Annotated in this window: 19 protein-coding genes; 17 read left to right on the top strand and 2 right to left on the bottom strand. The window is 39.4% G+C overall.

Translation table 11 applies throughout. From position 1 onward, the window contains the following. Positions 1–31 precede the first annotated feature (31 nt). Positions 32–1,330, top strand: a complete 1,299-nt coding sequence (locus tag M3627_RS07465; protein WP_251553495.1) for an arsenic transporter — start codon at positions 32–34, stop codon at positions 1,328–1,330. Between the two features lie 120 nt (positions 1,331–1,450). Here M3627_RS07465 and M3627_RS07460 read toward each other — a convergent pair whose 3' ends face one another. Further along, the gene (locus M3627_RS07460; protein ID WP_169360856.1) at positions 1,451–2,041 is read right to left on the bottom strand and encodes a TetR/AcrR family transcriptional regulator; all 591 of its coding nucleotides are present in this window, start codon (positions 2,039–2,041) and stop codon (positions 1,451–1,453) included. 152 nt (positions 2,042–2,193) lie between these two features. Between M3627_RS07460 and M3627_RS07455 the strand changes: the two genes are divergently transcribed. The 6 genes from M3627_RS07455 to M3627_RS07430 all read left to right on the top strand — a co-directional run bounded on the left by M3627_RS07455 (position 2,194) and on the right by M3627_RS07430 (position 9,272). Further along, positions 2,194–2,952 carry a glucose 1-dehydrogenase gene (locus M3627_RS07455; RefSeq protein WP_169360857.1) on the top strand — a complete coding sequence of 253 codons (759 nt, stop codon included), beginning with the start codon at positions 2,194–2,196 and terminating at the stop codon, positions 2,950–2,952. A gap of 234 nt (positions 2,953–3,186) precedes the next feature. Beyond that, on the top strand, positions 3,187–3,906 hold the full coding sequence (locus M3627_RS07450) for a PspA/IM30 family protein (RefSeq protein WP_251553494.1): 720 nt from the start codon (positions 3,187–3,189) through the stop codon (positions 3,904–3,906). A 77-nt stretch (positions 3,907–3,983) separates the two neighbouring features. After that, positions 3,984–5,012, top strand: coding sequence for a TFIIB-type zinc ribbon-containing protein (locus tag M3627_RS07445; protein ID WP_251553493.1), 1,029 nt, complete (start codon positions 3,984–3,986; stop codon positions 5,010–5,012). Continuing rightward, positions 5,006–5,782 (top strand): TPM domain-containing protein, encoded by a 777-nt coding sequence (locus M3627_RS07440; RefSeq protein WP_251553492.1) that lies wholly within the window; start codon positions 5,006–5,008, stop codon positions 5,780–5,782. Before M3627_RS07445 ends, M3627_RS07440 begins: the two co-directional genes overlap by 7 nt. 37 nt (positions 5,783–5,819) lie before the next feature. After that, positions 5,820–6,821 (top strand): SPFH domain-containing protein, encoded by a 1,002-nt coding sequence (locus M3627_RS07435; RefSeq protein ID WP_251553491.1) that lies wholly within the window; start codon positions 5,820–5,822, stop codon positions 6,819–6,821. A gap of 261 nt (positions 6,822–7,082) precedes the next feature. Continuing rightward, positions 7,083–9,272 carry a DNA topoisomerase III gene (locus M3627_RS07430; RefSeq protein ID WP_251553490.1) on the top strand — a complete coding sequence of 730 codons (2,190 nt, stop codon included), beginning with the start codon at positions 7,083–7,085 and terminating at the stop codon, positions 9,270–9,272. A gap of 95 nt (positions 9,273–9,367) precedes the next feature. On the opposite strand, the gene M3627_RS07425 is transcribed toward M3627_RS07430, so the two are convergent. Continuing rightward, on the bottom strand, positions 9,368–9,523 hold the full coding sequence (locus M3627_RS07425; protein WP_169360863.1) for a hypothetical protein: 156 nt from the start codon (positions 9,521–9,523) through the stop codon (positions 9,368–9,370). Positions 9,524–9,677: 154 nt separating this feature from the next. On the opposite strand from M3627_RS07425, the gene M3627_RS07420 reads away from it, so the two are divergent. The 10 genes from M3627_RS07420 to M3627_RS07375 all read left to right on the top strand — a co-directional run bounded on the left by M3627_RS07420 (position 9,678) and on the right by M3627_RS07375 (position 18,357). Beyond that, the gene (locus tag M3627_RS07420; RefSeq protein ID WP_205964123.1) at positions 9,678–10,007 is read left to right on the top strand and encodes a metal-sensing transcriptional repressor; all 330 of its coding nucleotides are present in this window, start codon (positions 9,678–9,680) and stop codon (positions 10,005–10,007) included. A gap of 11 nt (positions 10,008–10,018) precedes the next feature. Further along, the gene (gene copZ / locus M3627_RS07415; RefSeq protein ID WP_169360864.1) at positions 10,019–10,228 is read left to right on the top strand and encodes a copper chaperone CopZ; all 210 of its coding nucleotides are present in this window, start codon (positions 10,019–10,021) and stop codon (positions 10,226–10,228) included. A 78-nt stretch (positions 10,229–10,306) separates the two neighbouring features. After that, on the top strand, positions 10,307–12,724 hold the full coding sequence (locus M3627_RS07410; RefSeq protein WP_251553489.1) for a heavy metal translocating P-type ATPase: 2,418 nt from the start codon (positions 10,307–10,309) through the stop codon (positions 12,722–12,724). Between the two features lie 95 nt (positions 12,725–12,819). Continuing rightward, on the top strand, positions 12,820–13,368 hold the full coding sequence (locus M3627_RS07405; RefSeq protein WP_251553488.1) for a YdhK family protein: 549 nt from the start codon (positions 12,820–12,822) through the stop codon (positions 13,366–13,368). Between the two features lie 77 nt (positions 13,369–13,445). After that, a complete protein-coding gene (locus tag M3627_RS07400) occupies positions 13,446–13,772 on the top strand; it encodes a four-helix bundle copper-binding protein (protein ID WP_169360873.1) in 327 nt (108 codons plus the stop codon). Positions 13,773–13,986: 214 nt separating this feature from the next. Next, positions 13,987–14,649, top strand: coding sequence for a hypothetical protein (locus tag M3627_RS07395; RefSeq protein ID WP_251553487.1), 663 nt, complete (start codon positions 13,987–13,989; stop codon positions 14,647–14,649). Between the two features lie 10 nt (positions 14,650–14,659). Then, positions 14,660–15,151 (top strand): Cys-tRNA(Pro) deacylase, encoded by a 492-nt coding sequence (gene ybaK / locus M3627_RS07390; protein WP_251553486.1) that lies wholly within the window; start codon positions 14,660–14,662, stop codon positions 15,149–15,151. A 103-nt stretch (positions 15,152–15,254) separates the two neighbouring features. After that, complete coding sequence (locus tag M3627_RS07385) at positions 15,255–15,902, top strand: YczE/YyaS/YitT family protein (protein ID WP_285841662.1); 648 nt, start codon at positions 15,255–15,257, stop codon at positions 15,900–15,902. Between the two features lie 52 nt (positions 15,903–15,954). Next, a complete protein-coding gene (locus M3627_RS07380; RefSeq protein ID WP_251553485.1) occupies positions 15,955–17,040 on the top strand; it encodes a hypothetical protein in 1,086 nt (361 codons plus the stop codon). Between the two features lie 126 nt (positions 17,041–17,166). Then, positions 17,167–18,357, top strand: a complete 1,191-nt coding sequence (locus M3627_RS07375; RefSeq protein WP_251553484.1) for a glycine C-acetyltransferase — start codon at positions 17,167–17,169, stop codon at positions 18,355–18,357. The last annotated feature ends 522 nt before the right edge of the window (positions 18,358–18,879 follow it).

Raw genomic sequence — 18,879 nt, 5'->3', positions numbered from 1 at the left:
TTATTTGATTCGTTCGTAGTGGAGGGTTTTTATGGTTTCAACTGTATTAGCAATTATCATTTTTATTATCACTCTCGCATTAGTTATTTTACAGCCTAGAAATTTGTCCATCGGCTGGTCTGCATGCGGGGGAGCGTTAGTAGCCCTTCTAGTTGGAGTAGTTGATTTACAGGATGTACTCGATGTGACAAGTATCGTATGGAATGCGACTCTTGCCTTTATAGGAATCATCATCATCTCTTTAATCTTAGATGAAATAGGATTCTTTGAGTGGTCTGCACTCCATGTAGCGAGAGCTGCAAAAGGTAATGGAGTCCGTATGTTTATATTTGTAACTGTTTTAGGTGCGGTAGTTTCCGCTTTGTTTGCGAATGACGGAGCTGCACTAATTTTAACTCCAATTGTTCTAGCGATGGTACGCAACTTGAACTTCAATGAAAAAATGGTTTTTCCGTTTATCATGGCGAGTGGATTTATAGCAGATACTACGTCACTTCCATTTGTCATAAGTAATCTAGTCAACATTGTATCTGCTGACTTTTTCGGAATTGGATTTGTGGAGTATGCATCCAGAATGATTGTGCCTAACTTATTTTCATTGGTAGCTAGTATCATCGTGCTTTATTTATTCTTCCGAAAAAGTATTCCCAAAAATTATGACACCGCTGATTTGAAGAGTCCGATGGAAGCAGTAAAAGATGTGAAAATGTTCAAGCTATCCTGGTATGTATTAGCGATCTTACTGATAGGCTACTTCTCTAGCGAATTTATTGGAGTACCTGTTTCCTTTGTAGTGGGAGTTATTTCGATTTTCTTCTTAATTATGGCTAGAAGAAGCCCTTCAATTGAAACCGGTAAAATTATTAAGGGAGCACCTTGGAATATTGTTTTCTTTTCAATTGGAATGTACGTTGTTGTCTACGGACTACAAAACGTCGGGATGACGTCGATTTTAGCGGATGTGATACAGTCAGCAGCAGACCAGGGTCTTTTTGTTGGAACAATATCGATGGGCTTTATAGCTGCTATACTTTCTTCAGTAATGAATAACCTTCCGACAGTCATGATTGATGCGTTAGCCATTGCGGAAACATCCACAACTGGAATTATGCGTGAAGCTCTTATTTATGCTAACGTTATAGGCTCTGATCTTGGACCAAAAATTACTCCAATTGGGTCGCTTGCCACATTGATATGGCTGCATGTGCTCTCTAGAAAAGGAGTAAAAGTTTCCTGGGGCACCTACTTTAAAGTAGGAATCGTTCTTACTGTACCAACCCTTTTTATAACGCTGGTAGGTCTCTATATTTGGCTACTCATTATTTTATAAAAAAACGTCTGAGTTTATCGCTCAGACGTTTTTTTGTATGGAGTGTTGCGAGGCTTATCACCGTTGATCAGAATTTATCACCGCTTAACGAGTTTTCCCAATTCTTAGCCCATGCATGATTTAGTTTGCATCCCCTTGCTTATTCGGGAACCAGTTGAGTGAATTGGAAAAAGAGTAGAGATACTCGTTTAGCTCGTCAGGAGAGGTAGCAAATTGATTGCTATGCCATTCCACTAAAATACCCATAATGGCGTTGGTTTGGTAGCTAACAAAATACTCCATTTTTTCATCTGGAAGGTAGTCGATGGAATTCATCGTCATTTCCTTCATCATTTTTCGGATCGCGTGAAATAACTTGTAATAGTACTTAACGGGATTGGCTTCATCAAAAATGATTTGGTAAAACCCTTCATACCTTTTTACGTGATGAAAGATAATAATCATATCGGATTTTAAATTTTGTATATTAAAGTCAGTTTGATGATATGGCTCTTCGTAAGACTTTCTTAAATCGTCTATGATTTCCTCGAAATAGCTTTCAAAAACACCATGTACATTTTGATAGTGAAGGTAAAAGGTGCCTCTATTAATTTTGGCACACCGACAAAGCTCAGCAATATTAATGGATTCTAACGGTTTAGTTTTAAGTAGTATTAGAAGTGCATTTCGCAGGCTTTCCTGTGTTTTTATAATCCGTAAATCAGTTTTCATTATTTTCCTCCAAATGATAATAAACATATTTTTGGATTTCGTCCTATAATGTACATTTTTAGATTTTGTGTTGTTTGTGAAAAGTAGTTAGATTAAGTATAATTTTAAATGAACAGGTGTACAATAAAATATCCTTAAAGGAGGAAAAAATCATGAAATTACAAGACAAAGTAGCTATCGTAACTGGAGCAGCATCCGGTATGGGTAAAGCAATCGCAGAAGGCTATGCAGCAGAAGGTGCAAAAGTTGTCGTATCGGACATGAATTTAGAAGGTGCGAAAGCGGTTGCAGAAGCAATCATAGCTAATGGTGGAACTGCCTTTGCAATTGACACAAATGTAACTAAGGACGACGATCTTACTCGTTTATTTGATGAAACGGTTAAAACGTATGGCAAGCTAGATATCCTTGTAAATAACGCTGGAATTATGGATGGCATGGAGCCAGTAAATGAAATTTCAGATGCACGCTGGGATATGGTATTTGCAGTGAATACTACAGCAACAATGAAAACAATGCGTATTGCAACTGACCTTTTCTTAAAACAAGGAAGCGGGGTAATTGTAAACAACATTTCTGCTGGTGGTCTTTATGGAGGTCGTGCTGGAGCAGCATACACAGCTTCTAAGCATGCAGTTGTTGGTTTGACGAAAAACACAGCATTCATGTTTGCTGACAAAGGAATCCGTTGTAACGGAATTGCACCAGGTGCAGTAATAACAAATATCTCTTCCACTATGAACAACGTGAGCCCATACGGAGCTGGAAAACAACAGCTAGGTATGCCATTAAACCCACGTGCTGGACAACCTGAAGAAATCGCAAAACTTGCTATCTTCTTAGGCTCTGAAGATGCTAGCTTCATCAATGGTGTAGTAGTAACAGCTGATGGCGGTTGGACTACTTACTAATAGGTAAAAAAATTCTCAACCACTGAAGTTACTTTTAACTTCAGTGGTTTTTTATATTTGTAAATAGGATGAAACCTTTGGTTGCATTTTCTCGTATAAAAGATATAACTCATAGGTAAGGTAGCTTAAAATAGCTCCAATTTAAAATGGTGATAAGAAAAGAAATCCCTTACAGTTGTAGGAGTTATATCCAATTGTTAAACTATAATATAAAACGATAAGGGAGAGTGCGTAATGGAAATTTTAAGAAGATTCCGTGACATTATGTCGAGTAACATCAATGCTTTATTGGATAAGGCAGAGGATCCAGAAAAAATGATTGACCAATACTTACGCGACCTAAATAGAGATCTTGGTAAAGTAAAATCTGAAACAGCAACAATTATGGCTGCTGAAAAACGTGCGACACGCGAGCTAGAGGAGTGTCAAAAAGATATCGCAAATATGCAAAAGTATGCAATAAAGGCATTAGAAGCAGGTAATGAAGAGGATGCAAGGAAATTCCTGAGCAAAAAGGCAGAATACACGGCGAAGGAAACCGATTTAAAAACTGCAAAAGAATTAGCCTCCGCGAATACGGTTCAAATGAGACAAATGCACGATAAGCTAGTAGAGGATATTGGAGAACTGGAATCTAGAAGATCCATTCTTAAAGGAAAAGCTTCTGTAGCCAAGACTCAGAAGAGGGTCAACGAATTTGCAACTTCCGTGGGAGGGGCAACTCGTTCAATGTCTGCATTTGATAAAATGGAAGCTAGAATAAACCAGGAGCTAGATGAAGCAAATGCAATGGCTGAGCTAAACAAAGGCACAGGTGAAAACATTGAGGATCTTGCTTCTAAGTATGATACAGATTCAAATGTGGAAAACGAACTTTCTGCACTGAAGGCTCAATTAAACGTAGATGATGAGCTGGCAGCTTTAAAGGAACAGCTACAAACGAAAGAAGAATAGAGTAGATACAATAAATAGGCTGTGGCATACGCTGCAGCCTATTTAAAAAATAGTACGAAAAGGCGAGGAGCGAAAAGATGGTTATCCATTATAAATGTCCAAACTGTGGATCTGATATGGAATTTGACAGCACTTCAGGTATGTTGTCCTGTAATAGCTGTGGTAGAAAGGATAACATAGAGGACTTCTCAGATGAATATATTACGACGACATTTGAGGAGGACGAAGCAAAGCAATACAATTGCAACAACTGTGGAGCTGTTATTATCACGGAGGCAGATACGACAGCCACTAGCTGCAGTTTTTGTGGAGCGGCTGTAGTATTAGGGGACAGATTGTCCGGTGATCTTGCTCCTGCTAAGGTTATTCCCTTTACCATTAATAAGGAACAGGCGATGGAAGCATTTCGTAAATGGTGTAAGAACGGTCGGCTAACACCAGCTGGATTTATGACTGCGGACAGAGTAAAAGGGATCACTGGAATCTATGTGCCCTTTTGGCTGTATGATTTAGATACAAAGGCAAAAGTCGATGCAGTTGGTACAAAGGTGAGAACATATACAAGAGGAGACTATATTTATACGGAAACTAAGTTCTATGATGTATATCGAGATTTAGATCTTAGGTATGTAAAGGTGCCTGTTGATGCATCTGAAAAGCTGGACGATGAGCTAATGGATAAGCTGGAGCCATACGATTACAACAGTCTAAAGGATTTTAAAACCCCTTATTTAGCAGGTTATATTGCGGAAAAATACAATTATACAGACCAGGAACTATTCTCTAGAGTCAAAACGAAGGTGCAGCCATACATAGACAGTTATATTAGCTCTTCAGTTGCTGGTTACTCCTCCGTTCAATATAAAAATAAACAAATTAATACAAATAAGAAAACGGCACACTATGTCCTTTTACCAGTTTGGATGGTTTATTATGATTTTGGCAATAAAGAGCATATTTTTGCTATGAATGGCCAGACAGGAAAAGTAGTAGGAAAGCCACCGCTTAGTATGGGCAAGGTTGCTGGCTGGTTTAGTGGTATAGCTGCCGCGTCCTTTATTATACTGAAGGGCATTTCCTTTGCAGTTGGTGGTGTTCTATGGTGAAAAAGTATTCTATTTTATTCATTGCACTATTCCTTTTATTGCTTCCTATAGGACTAACCGAAGCAGCCGACACAAAGCAACGCGTTTTTGATGAGGCAGGGCTATTGACTGCTAGCGAAATAGACGCATTAGAGAAGCTATCATCCGAATATAGCGAGAAAAACGAAACAGATTTTGTATTTCTTACAACTAATGGAGCAGATGATAAGGGACTAGATACTTACGTAGAAGACTTTGCAGATCGTACAGGAATTGGCTACGGTAAGCACAATGGCAGTGCTACCATAGTAGGCATAGATATGGTCAATAGAGATGTTGTATTGAGGGGCTTCGATAAAGCTGAGGAATACCTTGATAATCAAAGAATGGACCTACTCAGAGATAAAATTACGCCTGAGTTATCTGCAGGAAGCTATTACGATGCATTTAGTAATTTTATCCTTACCGCGGATAAATATATGGAATATAATCCTGGTGTAAATCCTGAAAGTATCCTTTTCAAATGGTGGTTCCAGCTTGGAGCTTCTCTAGCTCTTGGAGGTATAATTGTTGGTATGATGGCATTTAACTCGGGAGGTAGGGTAACAGTAAATAGTAGAACCTACTTTGAAGAAAATAATTCAAGAATAAACAGTAAGCGTGATGTCTTCGTCAATCAAACGGTTTCCAAAGTAAAGAAGCCTACGAACAATAATAATGGCGGAGGAAGCAGTGGTGGCGGTGTTACAAGTGGTGGTAGATCATTTAGCGGAAGTAGCGGGAAATTTTAACGCTTAAAGCTTTCTTAATCATGAAGGGAATGAGGATATGTCTTTTTTTAGAAATCAATTTTCAGATGTGGTGGAATGGCGAGAATTCAGAGAAGATATGATTTTTTGGAAGTGGAGCAATGAAGAAATTAAGAAAGGGAGTAAGCTAATCATTCGACCTGGTCAGGACGCTGTGTTTTTCAATGGCGGACGCATCGAAGGAGTCTTCGAGGACGACGGCGAATATGATATTGAGTCTCAAATCATACCGTTTCTTTCTACATTAAAAGGGTTTAGATTTGGATTTAATAGTGGGATGCGCGTGGAGGTTCTTTTCGTCAATACGAAGGAATTTACTGTAAAATGGGGAACACAGAATCCAATTAATATTCCAACGCCTCAGATGCCAGGTGGAATGCCTATTCGAGCGAACGGAACATTCAACTTTAAAGTAAATGACTACATGGCCCTAATCGACAAGATTGCTGGCGTTCGCACAAGCTATCTAGTAGAGGATATTAAAATTCGTATTACCTCTGTTTTAGATCAGCTATTAATGAAATGGATTAGCAAAGAAGGCAAGGATATGTTCAACCTTCAGGCTAATGCCTCAGATATAGCTAGCGGTATTAAAGACGATTTAGACATGCAAATCATGGATATGGGGATGAAAATCACTGGCTTCCATATTATGAGCTTCAATTATCCTAAGGAGATTCAAGATATGATTACTAAAAATGCTTCTCATGGCATGATTGGAGATCTCTCTAAATATCAGCAGGTTTCTGTTACAGATGCAATGGCCTCTGGAAAGCTTTCTGGATCAGGCACGGCTTCAGACATGGCAGGAATGATGATGGGTATGAACATGGCAAATGAAATGATGAAAAACATGAACCAAAGTAACTCTAGCCAAGGTCAAGGTCAGTCTTCATCACAAAATAATCATTCGAGCAGTGGAAGCTCAAGCAATGGTCAAATGCCAAACTTCTGTCCTAACTGCGGACAAAAAACAACAGGTGCCAATTTCTGTCCGAACTGTGGACAAAAGCTAGTTTAATCAAAAGGGATAATCAACCTGTGTTGGGTAGATTATCCCTTTATTGTGGGTTAGTTTAAGCTAAGTGGTGATAAAACTACTGTGAACGGTGATAAATCTCGATAAGCGGTGATAAAAATCGTTAAGCGGTGATAAAACGGCTCCGAACGGTGATAACCCCCTACGAACGGTGATAAAACCAAGTAACTCTTGCGCTGCTAACTGAATCTAACGAAAACCTATGCTATATTATTCATAGGGATTTACGAAAGGATGTTTGGAATGGCAAAACGCTTAGTATTAGCAGAAAAACCATCTGTGGCAAGAGATATTGCAAGAGTACTTAAATGTGATAAAAAAGGAAATGGCTATATAGAGGGTAAAGATTATGTAGTGACTTGGGCTCTAGGGCACCTCGTAACATTAGCAGACCCAGAAAGCTATGATGTTAAATATAAAACATGGAATTTAGAAGATTTACCGATGTTACCAGAAAACCTTAAACTGACTGTGATTAAACAATCAGGTAAACAATATAATGCTGTTAAATCACAGCTTACACGTGGTGATATTAATGAGATTATTATTGCTACCGATGCTGGACGAGAAGGTGAGCTAGTTGCGCGCTGGATTATCGCTAAAGCAAAGGTGAATAAGCCGGTTAAACGTCTTTGGATTTCATCCGTAACAGATAAAGCGATCAAGGATGGCTTTGCAAACTTAAAACCAGGTAAAGCATATGAAAATCTTTATGCTTCTGCAGTAGCCCGTTCTGAGGCAGATTGGTACATTGGGCTTAATGCCAGCCGTGCACTATCTACCAAATTTAATGCACAGCTTAATTGTGGACGAGTTCAGACTCCAGTAGTGGCGATTATTGCAAAACGTGAGGATGAGATCAAGCATTTCAAAGCGCAAACCTACTATGGAATTGAAGCACAAACAGTAGATAATTTAAAGCTTACTTGGCAGGATGCAAAAGGAAATGGTCGTAGCTTTGAAAAAGAAAAAGTAGACGTGATCGTGAAAAAGCTTGGTAAAGGTAACGCTACCGTAACAGAAATTGAGAAAAAGCCGAAGAAGTCATTCGCCCCTGGCCTGTATGATTTAACTGAGCTGCAACGTGATGCCAATAAAATCTTTGGCTACTCTGCAAAAGATACGTTGAATATCATGCAAAAGCTGTATGAGCAACACAAGGTATTAACTTATCCACGTACAGATTCACGTTTTATCTCATCCGATATTGTGAGCACTCTCCCAGAACGTTTGAAAGCCTGCGCGGTGGGTGAGTATCGACCATTAGCAAATAAAATTTTAAGCAAGCCTATAAAGGCCTCTAAATCATTTGTAGATGACAGCAAGGTATCGGATCACCATGCAATTATACCAACGGAAGGTTATGTAAACTTCTCTGCCTTCAATGATAAGGAACGTAAAATTTATGATTTAGTTGTAAAACGTTTCCTAGCGGTGATGTTCCCTGCATTTGAGTACGAACAATTAACGTTGCGTGCAAAAATTGGTGACGAGAACTTTGTTGCTAGAGGAAAAACGATATTAGTGAGTGGTTGGAAAGAAGTTTATCAAAATCATATGGAAGATGAGTCAACGGAGGATTTAAAGGAACAGATTTTACCACGTATCGAAAAGGGAGATTCTTTACATGTTAAGTTAATAGCTCAAACGTCTGGTCAAACAAAACCACCTGCACGTTTCAATGAAGCTACGTTACTAACTGCAATGGAAAACCCTACAAAATATATGGAAACGCAGGATAAACAGCTCGCGGACACGTTAAAATCCACTGGTGGACTAGGGACAGTTGCAACTCGTGCGGATATCATTGATAAGCTATTCAACTCATTTTTAATTGAGAAGCGTGGGAAGGATATTCATATTACATCAAAAGGCCGTCAGCTGCTTGACCTAGTGCCTGAAGAGTTAAAATCTCCGACATTAACTGGTGAGTGGGAGCAAAAGCTGGAAGCAATCGCTAAAGGGAAATTGAAAAAAGAAGTTTTCATAGCGGAAATGAAGAACTATACGAAAGAAATCGTTTCTGATATTAAAGGCAGTAATAAAAAATATAAGCACGACAATATATCCACTAAAACTTGTCCTGACTGTGGAAAACCTATGCTTGAAGTGAACGGCAAAAAAGGTAAAATGCTTGTGTGTCAAGATCGGGAATGTGGTCACCGTAAAAATGTGGCACGCGTGACTAACGCTCGTTGCCCACAATGTAAGAAAAAGTTAGAGCTTCGCGGGGAAGGCGATGGTCAAATCTTCGTATGTAAATGTGGTCACCGTGAGAAGCTATCTGCTTTTGAGGCTCGTCGCAAAAAAGAAGGCGGCGGTAAAGTAGATAAAAAATCAGTGCAGCAGTACTTGAAAAAGCAAAATAAAGAAGAAGAACCGATTAATAATGCATTTGCGGATTTATTAAAAGGTATAAAATTCGATAAATAACTACAAAAGATGAGTTGGATCATATTTGACCAGCTCATTTTTTGTACAAAAAAAGTGCTCATTAAAACACAAAAAAGACCTTCTTCAAGGTCTAGTCATTTCAGTTCGCTATTTACATGTTCACGAATGATAAGTAATTCAATAACATCCTGTGAGGAATAGGAATAAGGTGCATTTTCAGGTATGAGTTCATTAAATTGTTTTACTAGGTCATTAAGGATGTCTACATAAAAATCGTTTAAGTTTATCATTTTGTTCTCCTTTTTCTTTTTTAGAAGCATGAACTATTCTATTTCATTTTATTCATCCGACTTGAATTTATTATTCTCGAAAATTTAAAATCATTTCATTTGCATACCCCTAAAGGGTATCATATACTGTAAATAAGAATAGGAGGTTGGTTACTTGGACAATGTAATAGAGGAAAATACAATATTACCAACTGATTTGTCCTGTAGGAAAAGTCACCATCCTGAGCATGTAAAAAAAGATTTAACCAATAGACTGAATCGGGTGGAAGGTCAAATCCGGGGTATTAAAGGAATGGTTGAGAAGGATATCTATTGTGATGATATTATCACTCAGCTGTCGGCAACTCAGTCGGCTTTAAACAGCGTCGCTAAAGTTCTTTTGCAAGGGCATTTAAAAGGCTGCGTAGCTGATAGGCTAGCAGAAGGCGATGAAGAAGTATTAGATGAATTACTTGTGACGATTCAAAAACTAATGAGAAAATAGGAGGAATGGAAATGTTAAATCAAGTTACATTAGAAGTTAAAGGTATGTCATGTGGACATTGCGTTAAGTCAGTAGAAACTAGTGTAGGTGAGCTTGATGGCGTAGAGCAAGTAAAAGTCTATTTGGAATCAGGCAAAGTAGATGTTTCCTATGAAGAAGATAAAGTTACTCTAGCTAAAATTAAAGATGCGATCGATGAGCAAGGCTACGATGTTCAATAATAGATAGGGTGCTAATTAGCACTCTCTTTATTTAATCTGAATATACCCCCCAGCCGTATGTGAGGAGAGGTAATGAAAATGGATAACAACATAAAGCAGACCAGCTACAAGATAACAGGTATGACCTGTGCAGCATGCTCTGCGAGAATTGAAAAGGTTATTAACAAAATGGATGGTGTAGAAGAAGCTAATGTTAATTTGGCACTAGAGAAATCTGTCATTAAATATGACCCGGAGAAAGTAACAGAAGAAGATTTTGAGAAAAAAATTGAGGCACTTGGTTATGGCGTGGTGAAAGAGAAAAAAGAATTTGCTATTACCGGCATGACTTGTGCAGCATGCTCAGCCCGTATTGAAAAAGGTTTAAATAGATTAGAAGGTGTAAGCTCTGCCAATGTGAACCTAGCGCTGGAGCGAGCAACTGTAGAATTTAACCCTTCCACTCTTACGGTAAATGACATTATCGAAAAGGTAGAAAAGTTAGGGTATGGAGCAATTATAAAATCTGAGGATAAAGAGACGGTTGACTACCGAGAGGAAGCAATCAAGAAGCAAAAGACAAAGTTTATTATTGCAGCGATATTTTCTTTGCCACTTCTATGGACGATGGTCGGTCATTTTTCTTTTACAACATTTCTTTATGTACCTGAATTTTTGATGAATCCGTGGGTGCAAATGGCACTAGCAACACCTGTTCAATTTATCATTGGGGGACAGTTTTATATTAGTGCTTACAAAGCATTGAAAAATGGTAGTGCTAATATGGATGTCCTTGTCGTGTTAGGTACATCGGCGGCTTATTTTTATAGTGTTTATCAAGCTATTATAACGGTCGGTGAACACCATTCCGCTCAGCTTTACTTTGAAACAAGTGCTGTTCTTATTACGCTTATTTTATTAGGGAAATTATTCGAAGCAAAGGCAAAGGGGCGTTCTTCAGAGGCTATAAAAAAACTAATGGGGCTACAGGCGAAAACGGCTTTAGTCATTAGAGATGGAGCGGAATTTGTAATTCCTATTGAGGAAGTATTAGTTGGAGATACCATTCTAGTAAAACCTGGAGAAAAAATCCCTGTGGATGGAGAAGTACTCACAGGAAATAGTGCAGTGGATGAATCCATGCTAACCGGAGAGAGTATACCTGTTGATAAAGTACCTGGAGCTTCATTGTTTGGGTCTACTATCAATAAGAACGGATCCATTCAAATGCAGGCAACAAAAATTGGAAGAGACACCGCGCTTGCTCAAATTATTAAAGTAGTAGAGGACGCTCAAGGATCAAAAGCTCCTATTCAGCGTTTGGCAGATAAAATCTCGGGGATTTTCGTTCCCATTGTAGTAGGAATTGCAATTGTTACATTTCTCATTTGGTTCCTCTTCGTCGATCCCGGAGAGATTACGCCAGCACTGGAAGCGTTAATAGCGGTACTCGTCATAGCCTGTCCATGTGCGTTAGGCCTTGCAACACCCACTTCGATAATGGCTGGCTCTGGTCGTGCTGCAGAGTTTGGAATATTGTTTAAGGGTGGCGAACATTTAGAAACGACACACCATATTGACACGGTAGTTGTAGATAAAACCGGTACAGTCACTTATGGAAAGCCAAAGCTAACAGATGTAATGGTGGCAGAGAAAATAAAAGAACTCGACTTTCTTTCATATATCGGGGCTGCTGAAAAACAGTCTGAACATCCTCTGGCAGAGGCGATTGTGGATGGCATTAAAGGACGTGAAATAACGCTGCAGCAAGTCACATCCTTCGAGGCAATTCCTGGTTACGGTGTAAAAGCAATGATCAATGATCAGGAAGTACTGGTTGGAACTAAAAAATTAATGAATCAAAACAATGTCCAAATAGTGGCCATTCTTAATCAAATGGAGGAACTAGAGGCACAAGGAAAGACAGCTATGCTCGCAAGTATAGATGGGAAGTACGCTGGTATGATAGCTGTTGCTGACACCATTAAGGAATCTTCCATTCAGGCAATTCAACGATTGAAGGATATGAACATTGAGGTCATGATGATCACAGGGGATAATCAGCTAACAGCTGCTGCAATAGGAAAACAGGCTGGAATTGACCATGTTATAGCGGAGGTGCTTCCTGAAGGCAAGGCTGAGGAAATTAAAAAGCTGCAATCCTTGGGGAAAAAAGTAGCGATGGTTGGAGACGGCATCAATGATGCACCTGCATTAGCAGTTGCCAATATAGGAATGGCAATCGGCACAGGAACAGATGTAGCCATGGAGGCAGCTGATATTACATTAATTCGCGGAGATTTAAACAGTATTGCGGATGCTATTATAATGAGTCGCAAAACAATGAGAAATATAAAGCAAAACCTTTTCTGGGCATTTGCTTATAACGTATTAGGGATCCCAATCGCAGCAGTTGGATTGCTCGCACCATGGGTTGCTGGAGCAGCCATGGCATTTAGTTCTGTTTCGGTAGTTTTGAACGCTTTACGTTTACAACGAGTTAAATTGGATAAATAGAGTAATAAGGAAAACGGCTGCTGAGTGGCGGTCGTTTTCTTTACATAAGAAAAATACTATTAAATATAGACTATGCATGAAGAGGAGCGAGATAGATGAAGAAGATAGCTATAACAGGGTTATGCTCATTATTTTTACTGGCAGGCTGTGGTGATGATAGTAAGGAAGCTGCAAAAGACACAAATACAGAGCAGGAGCATGCTCATATGGATCATATGGACGACGGTGGAGTAATTCCGGAGGGCTTGGCTGAGGCGGAGAACCCTAAATTTGAAGTAGGAAGCAAGGCCATAATAGAAGCAGATCATATGGAAGGCATGAACGGTGCAGAGGCTACTATTGTTGGTGCCTTCGATACTACTGTATATGCGGTTACTTACGAGTCTACAACGGACGGTAAAAAAGTAGAGAACCATAAATGGGTAATACATGAGGAATTAGAAGCTACGGATGGCAAGGGAATAGTTGGCTCTAATGTGATACTAAATGCTAAACACATGGAGGGAATGGACGGAGCAGAGGCTATCATTGAATCGTCTGAGGACACGACAGTTTACATGATTGATTACGTTTCGACTACCGATGATACTGAGGTTAAGAATCATAAATGGGTTACAGAGGATGAACTATCAGAAGCTAAGTGACCGAAAGCTCTATTGTTTAAATCTTAACTGTTAGGGAAAAATAATAAAAGTTACGTAAAACTTGAGGAGGACTAATGATGAATACGAAGTATGAAGAATGTATAAAGGCATGTTTAGAATGCCTAGAGGCTTGCAATCATTGTTATGACGCTTGTCTCAAGGAAGATCATGTAAAAATGATGGCAGGTTGCATACGTTTAGATCGTGAATGTGCAGATATTTGTGCATATGCAGTCCAGGCTATGACAAGAAATAGCCCGTTTGTGCAGGAAATTTGTAAGCTTTGTGCTCAAATTTGTGATGCGTGTGGTGAAGAGTGTGCCAAACACGATCATGAACACTGTCAGAAATGTGCAGAATCTTGTCGTAAATGTGCTGAAATTTGTCGTCAAATGGTCGCGTAAAAAAAGGGAAAATTACCAGACAGCTATATCTTTTTATAGCTGTCTTATTTTTATTCGTAAAATTAGGTATTTTATACTAATTGATAGAAAAAATACATAAATTTTAATTGATTATTATGCCTCATATCAACTTATGACTAAAGGTTATTTAATTATTTTGACAAATTAGTTAAACTATAAAGAACAATAAGGTACGGAAGGGATGGTGATTAGGATGAGCTTAGTTAAAGCGACTGGCAATGGGATGTCTAATTTTACGGCTAGTATAAAGGCAGTACAACGTAAGGATGCAGGTCAGGCATATAGAAGGCACGCAGAGTATTTCCTGCCAAAAACTCCCTCTTTAAATGATTTAGAAGAACTTTTACTGGGGAATAAAGAAAAAGAGAAAGACACACCAGAGCTTTCTGCTGCTATTCGTGAGTTTCAGCAAATGGAAAAGCAATCTATAATGGATATTAAGGGGCCGGGTATTCCCATACAAAGCATAGGAGGACCGACACCTGAAAAGACAATAGAACTATTGGAAAAAGTTCGCAGTCAAGCTCTTGCAGAAACACCTGCAACGCCACAGCATTTATTGGTCGCTGCAAGTGCAACCTCGAAAATTAGACAAGAGCAAGCCCAACTTACGTTAAATGAAATGGCGAATAGACAAATCAAGATTGAGGTTCAACGACAAAAGGATATAGAGTCTGAAGTGTTTAATCGCTCTATGCAGGTAGATTTTCAAACACCAAAGGTTTTGGAGGATGATTTGCAAAATCTACAAGCGAGGCGATTAAAGGAGCAGGCAATTGCCAAATATTCTTATCAGGTTCATTTAAAAATGTATGGCTTTTCTGATCAACAACCAAGCTTTTTCCAGATAGCATAGGAGTAATTGAATGGCTAAAAAACAAAAAACCAATGCTGTCCGCATGCTGGAGCAGCAAAAAATACCATTTGAATTAATTGAATATGAGCTGACTGGCGATCAAGTGGATGGGGTAACTGTAGCAAATAAAATAGGCTACCCCGTTTTTGTCGTGTATAAAACACTACTTGTGACAGCTGGACCAAACAAATATTATGTCTGCATTATCCCTGTGGACCAGGAGTTACATCTCAAAAGAGTGGGAAGGGAGGTTGGAGAGAAAAAGGTGGAGCTGCTACATCTAAAGGATCTCCTCCCGACGACTGGATACATAAGAGGAGGCTGCTCTCCCATCGGAATGAAAAAGTTATTTCCAACCATTGTGGACAGTAGCGCAGAAAATAATGACTATATCATTGTTAGTGGAGGCAGGATAGGGCTTCAGGTGAAGCTGGCACTAACTGACTTACTTCACATGACGAAAGGCAAAACGGCTTTAATTACCAATTCCAAAATGGACTAGCATTCTTCCTTCAAGCGATTATAATAGATATAGTTAGAAATGATTCCATTCCAACTGTTTAGTTGAGAATGGTTTTTTCGTTAAAGGAAAGTAGGACTGAATTATGAAGGAACTTGGTTTGCGTTGGGCCTTTTTTATAGTGGGCATAACGATTATGTCATTAGGAATTTCAATGACTATTAAAGGATACTTGTTTGGTATAGGACCTTGGGATGTTTTACACGTTGGTCTTTTTAATCATCTAGGGTTATCCATTGGTACATGGGCTATTTTGACAGGCATTATAATTGTTTTCATTACAATGATCAGCACTAAAAAAATTGCTGCATTAGGTACATGGCTTAATATCTTGTTTGTAGGATCATTCATCGATTTGTTTAATTGGCTTTTGCCTAATCCGACAGAATTCTTGGGTCAGGCAGTGATATTTATATTAGGGGTAATAGTTATGAGCATCGGGATCGGGATTTATGTATCACCGAATCTTGGCGCTGGACCAAGGGATTCTTTAATGCTTTTTATAATGGACAAAACAGGCTGGAGCTTAAAGAAGGTGCGGACAGGCATTGAAGTTATCGTAGCTATTGCCGGTTGGCTGCTTGGTGGACCGGTGGGGATTGGAACTATCCTTATTGCTTTTGGTCTTGGCCAGCTCGTGCATTACACATTACCCGCCTCACAAAAATATTTACAAAAGATAAGTGGCTATACACTACCCTTCATGAACAAAAGCGCTGAGAAGCATATATGATTCTCAGCGCTTTTTCATATTTTAAATTAGCGGAGCATACATTATCTATTGAATGAACCATAGAAAGGGTGACTATTTGAACGGAACAATTACGCACTTTATGGGCAAATCTTATACAGGACAAGGTGTTAAAAACTTCTATAAGGAGATCATTCAGGAAGCAAAAAAGGTATATTTTTTTAAAGGGCCAGCAAGTTCTAGACTCTCAGATACGTTGAAGGAAATTGGATACGCAGCGATACGGAGAGGCAATGATATGGAATGGTTTTTAGATCCGCTAGATGAGGACGCAGTAGAGGCTGTTTATATTGTGGATACAAAAACACTTTATCTTCAAACAAATACTATTGATCCCTTCTTCTATGGGACTGGTCATGAATGGGTAACTTACTATGACGCCTATCAACCGGACAGACTTCGTGATGTGGGACTAGTTGTCCGTGATAAGCACCTTGAGGGAGAGGCTTGGCTAGCGAAGGGCTTGCAAGCACTATCCAGAGCTAAGCTCATCCATGATGATTGGGAGCAGCTCATCCAGCCGGGGATGGATTGGAACGGCATTAATTCTTTATTAGAGGAACTTCAAAAGAAGCATATAGGATTCGTAAAGCTTCAAAAAAACCCTAAGCTGACTCATCGTTTAATGGGTTCGCTCACACCTTTAGGAGCAAAAGATACGTTTGCTTCCATTTCCAAAAATTTAAAAACCCGCTTGTATATAAAGGGACTGCCAGGGAGCGGAAAGTCCTCCTTTATGAAAAAGTTTGGAGAAGAAGCGAAATCGCACGGACTAGATGTTCAATACATTTGGTGCGGACTCGATGCAAATAGTATTGACGGGGTTGTGGTTCCAGAGCTTCAATTGAGCATTGTTGATGCAACAAGTCCTCATGTCTACGATCCAGAACGCGAGGGTGATGACATTGTTGATTTCTTCCCATATATTGACCAAACAAAATGGGATGAAGATGAATTGACGAAAATCCGAGAGACTTATACAGGTGAAATGGAGCTTGCTACAGACTACATCAGTACTTATTTTGCAGAGGCGAAGCTTATTAAATCGCTTTACGACTCTGCAATAGATGAGGAAAAATGGAGAGAGATTCACAATAGAATGCTAGAAACAGTTGAGTGAGTAGGGTTTCCTACTCGCTTTTCTTTATTTGCGGGGAGTACGGATTTTTCAAAGGGACATATCTTAGTCTTTCTTCTACAACAATGGTAAAATAAAGTGGAATATTTGTGTGAAAGGAAGATGAACTTGTCTAAAGTATTAAATAGTTTTCTGACAGAAAACCTAGAGCAACTAAAGAGTCAAGGTCTATATAACGAAATCGATCCAGTAGAGGGAGCGAACGGACCAACAATTATAGTTGGCGGTAACGAGCTAATCAATCTATCCTCAAACAATTACCTGGGACTAGCTACAAATGATGAGTTAAAGCGTATTGCAAAAGAAACTATAGATAAATATGGTGTTGGAGCAGGAGCGGTACGTACGATTAACGGAACGCTAGACCTACACGTAAAGCTAGAGGAAAAGCTTGCCGAATTCAAAGGAACAGAAGCAGCAATCTCTTATCAATCTGGTTTTAACTGTAATATGGCTGCTATATCCGCGGTAATGGATAAAAATGACGCGATTCTATCTGACCAATTAAACCACGCATCTATTATCGATGGCTGTCGTCTATCTAAAGCAAAAATCATTCCATTCAATCACTCCGACATGGAGGATCTTCGCAAGAAAGCAAAAGAAGCAACAGAATCAGGCCAATACAACAAAGTAATGGTCATTACAGATGGTGTGTTCTCTATGGATGGTGACATCGCGAAGCTTCCAGAAATCGTAGAAATAGCAAAAGAGTTTGACCTAATCACCTATGTGGATGATGCACATGGCTCTGGTGTGACAGGTAAGGGTAAAGGTACAGTGAAGCACTTTGGACTAGAAAAAGAAATTGATTTCCAAATCGGTACTCTTTCCAAAGCAATCGGAGTTGTTGGCGGATACGTTGCAGGGAAGAAGGACTTAATCGACTGGTTAAAAGTTCGTTCACGTCCATTCCTATTTTCTACAGCCTTACCACCTGGCGATGTAGCAGCAATCACTGCAGCAGTCCAAATGATTATCGATTCTACAGAGCTTCATGACAAGCTATGGGAAAATGGAGACTACCTTAAATCTGGCCTATCGAAGCTTGGATTTAACATCGGTGATTCTGAAACACCAATCACTCCATGCATCATCGGAGACGAAAAGCTAACGCAACAATTCTCTAAACGACTGTTTGAAGAAGGTGTCTACGCAAAATCTATCGTGTTCCCAACAGTACCAAAAGGAACCGGCAGAGTGCGCAACATGCCAACAGCAGCCCATACAAAAGAAATGCTAGACGAAGCCATCGCTACCTATGAAAAAGTAGGAAAAGAACTAGGCGTAATTAAATAAGAACGAATAACCGCTACCAATTGATTTGGTAGCTTTTTTTGTGCGGTGAGGTGGCAGCTGGAATAAAAGACTGGGCAAGTCATAGGGGAATGGAGCTAGGGGGGATGTTGGACCACCCATAAACATGGGGAATGCGCCCATAAATAGGTTAGAAGTGTCCCATAAAAGGATGAGAGTGTCCCATAAAAAGTAGAGGCGCCCGTAAACTCCAAAAAGTGTCCCATAAATGAGCGGAAGGCGCCCATAAATAGGTTAGAAGTGTCCCATAAAAGGATGAGAGTGTCCCATAAAAAGTAGAGGCGCCCGTAAACTCCAAAAAGTGTCCCATAAATGAGCGGAAGGCGCCCATAAATAGGTTAGAAGTGTCCTATAAAAGGATGAGAGTGTCCCATAAAGGATTAAGTCCGTATAATTGTGTAAAAAGTAAAAGGGTCAAATTAATCCCTCTTGGGTACAATGTTTTCAACGACGATAAACAATGTGGAGGAATTAAGATGACCCAATTAAAGTTTAACCTAGATA

The sequence above is a fragment of the Psychrobacillus sp. MER TA 171 genome (assembly GCF_023713305.1).
Classification (GTDB): Bacteria; Bacillota; Bacilli; order Bacillales_A; family Planococcaceae; genus Psychrobacillus.
Note: the sequence above shows the minus strand (reverse complement) of the source record. Positions and strands in the feature narration are given on the sequence as shown.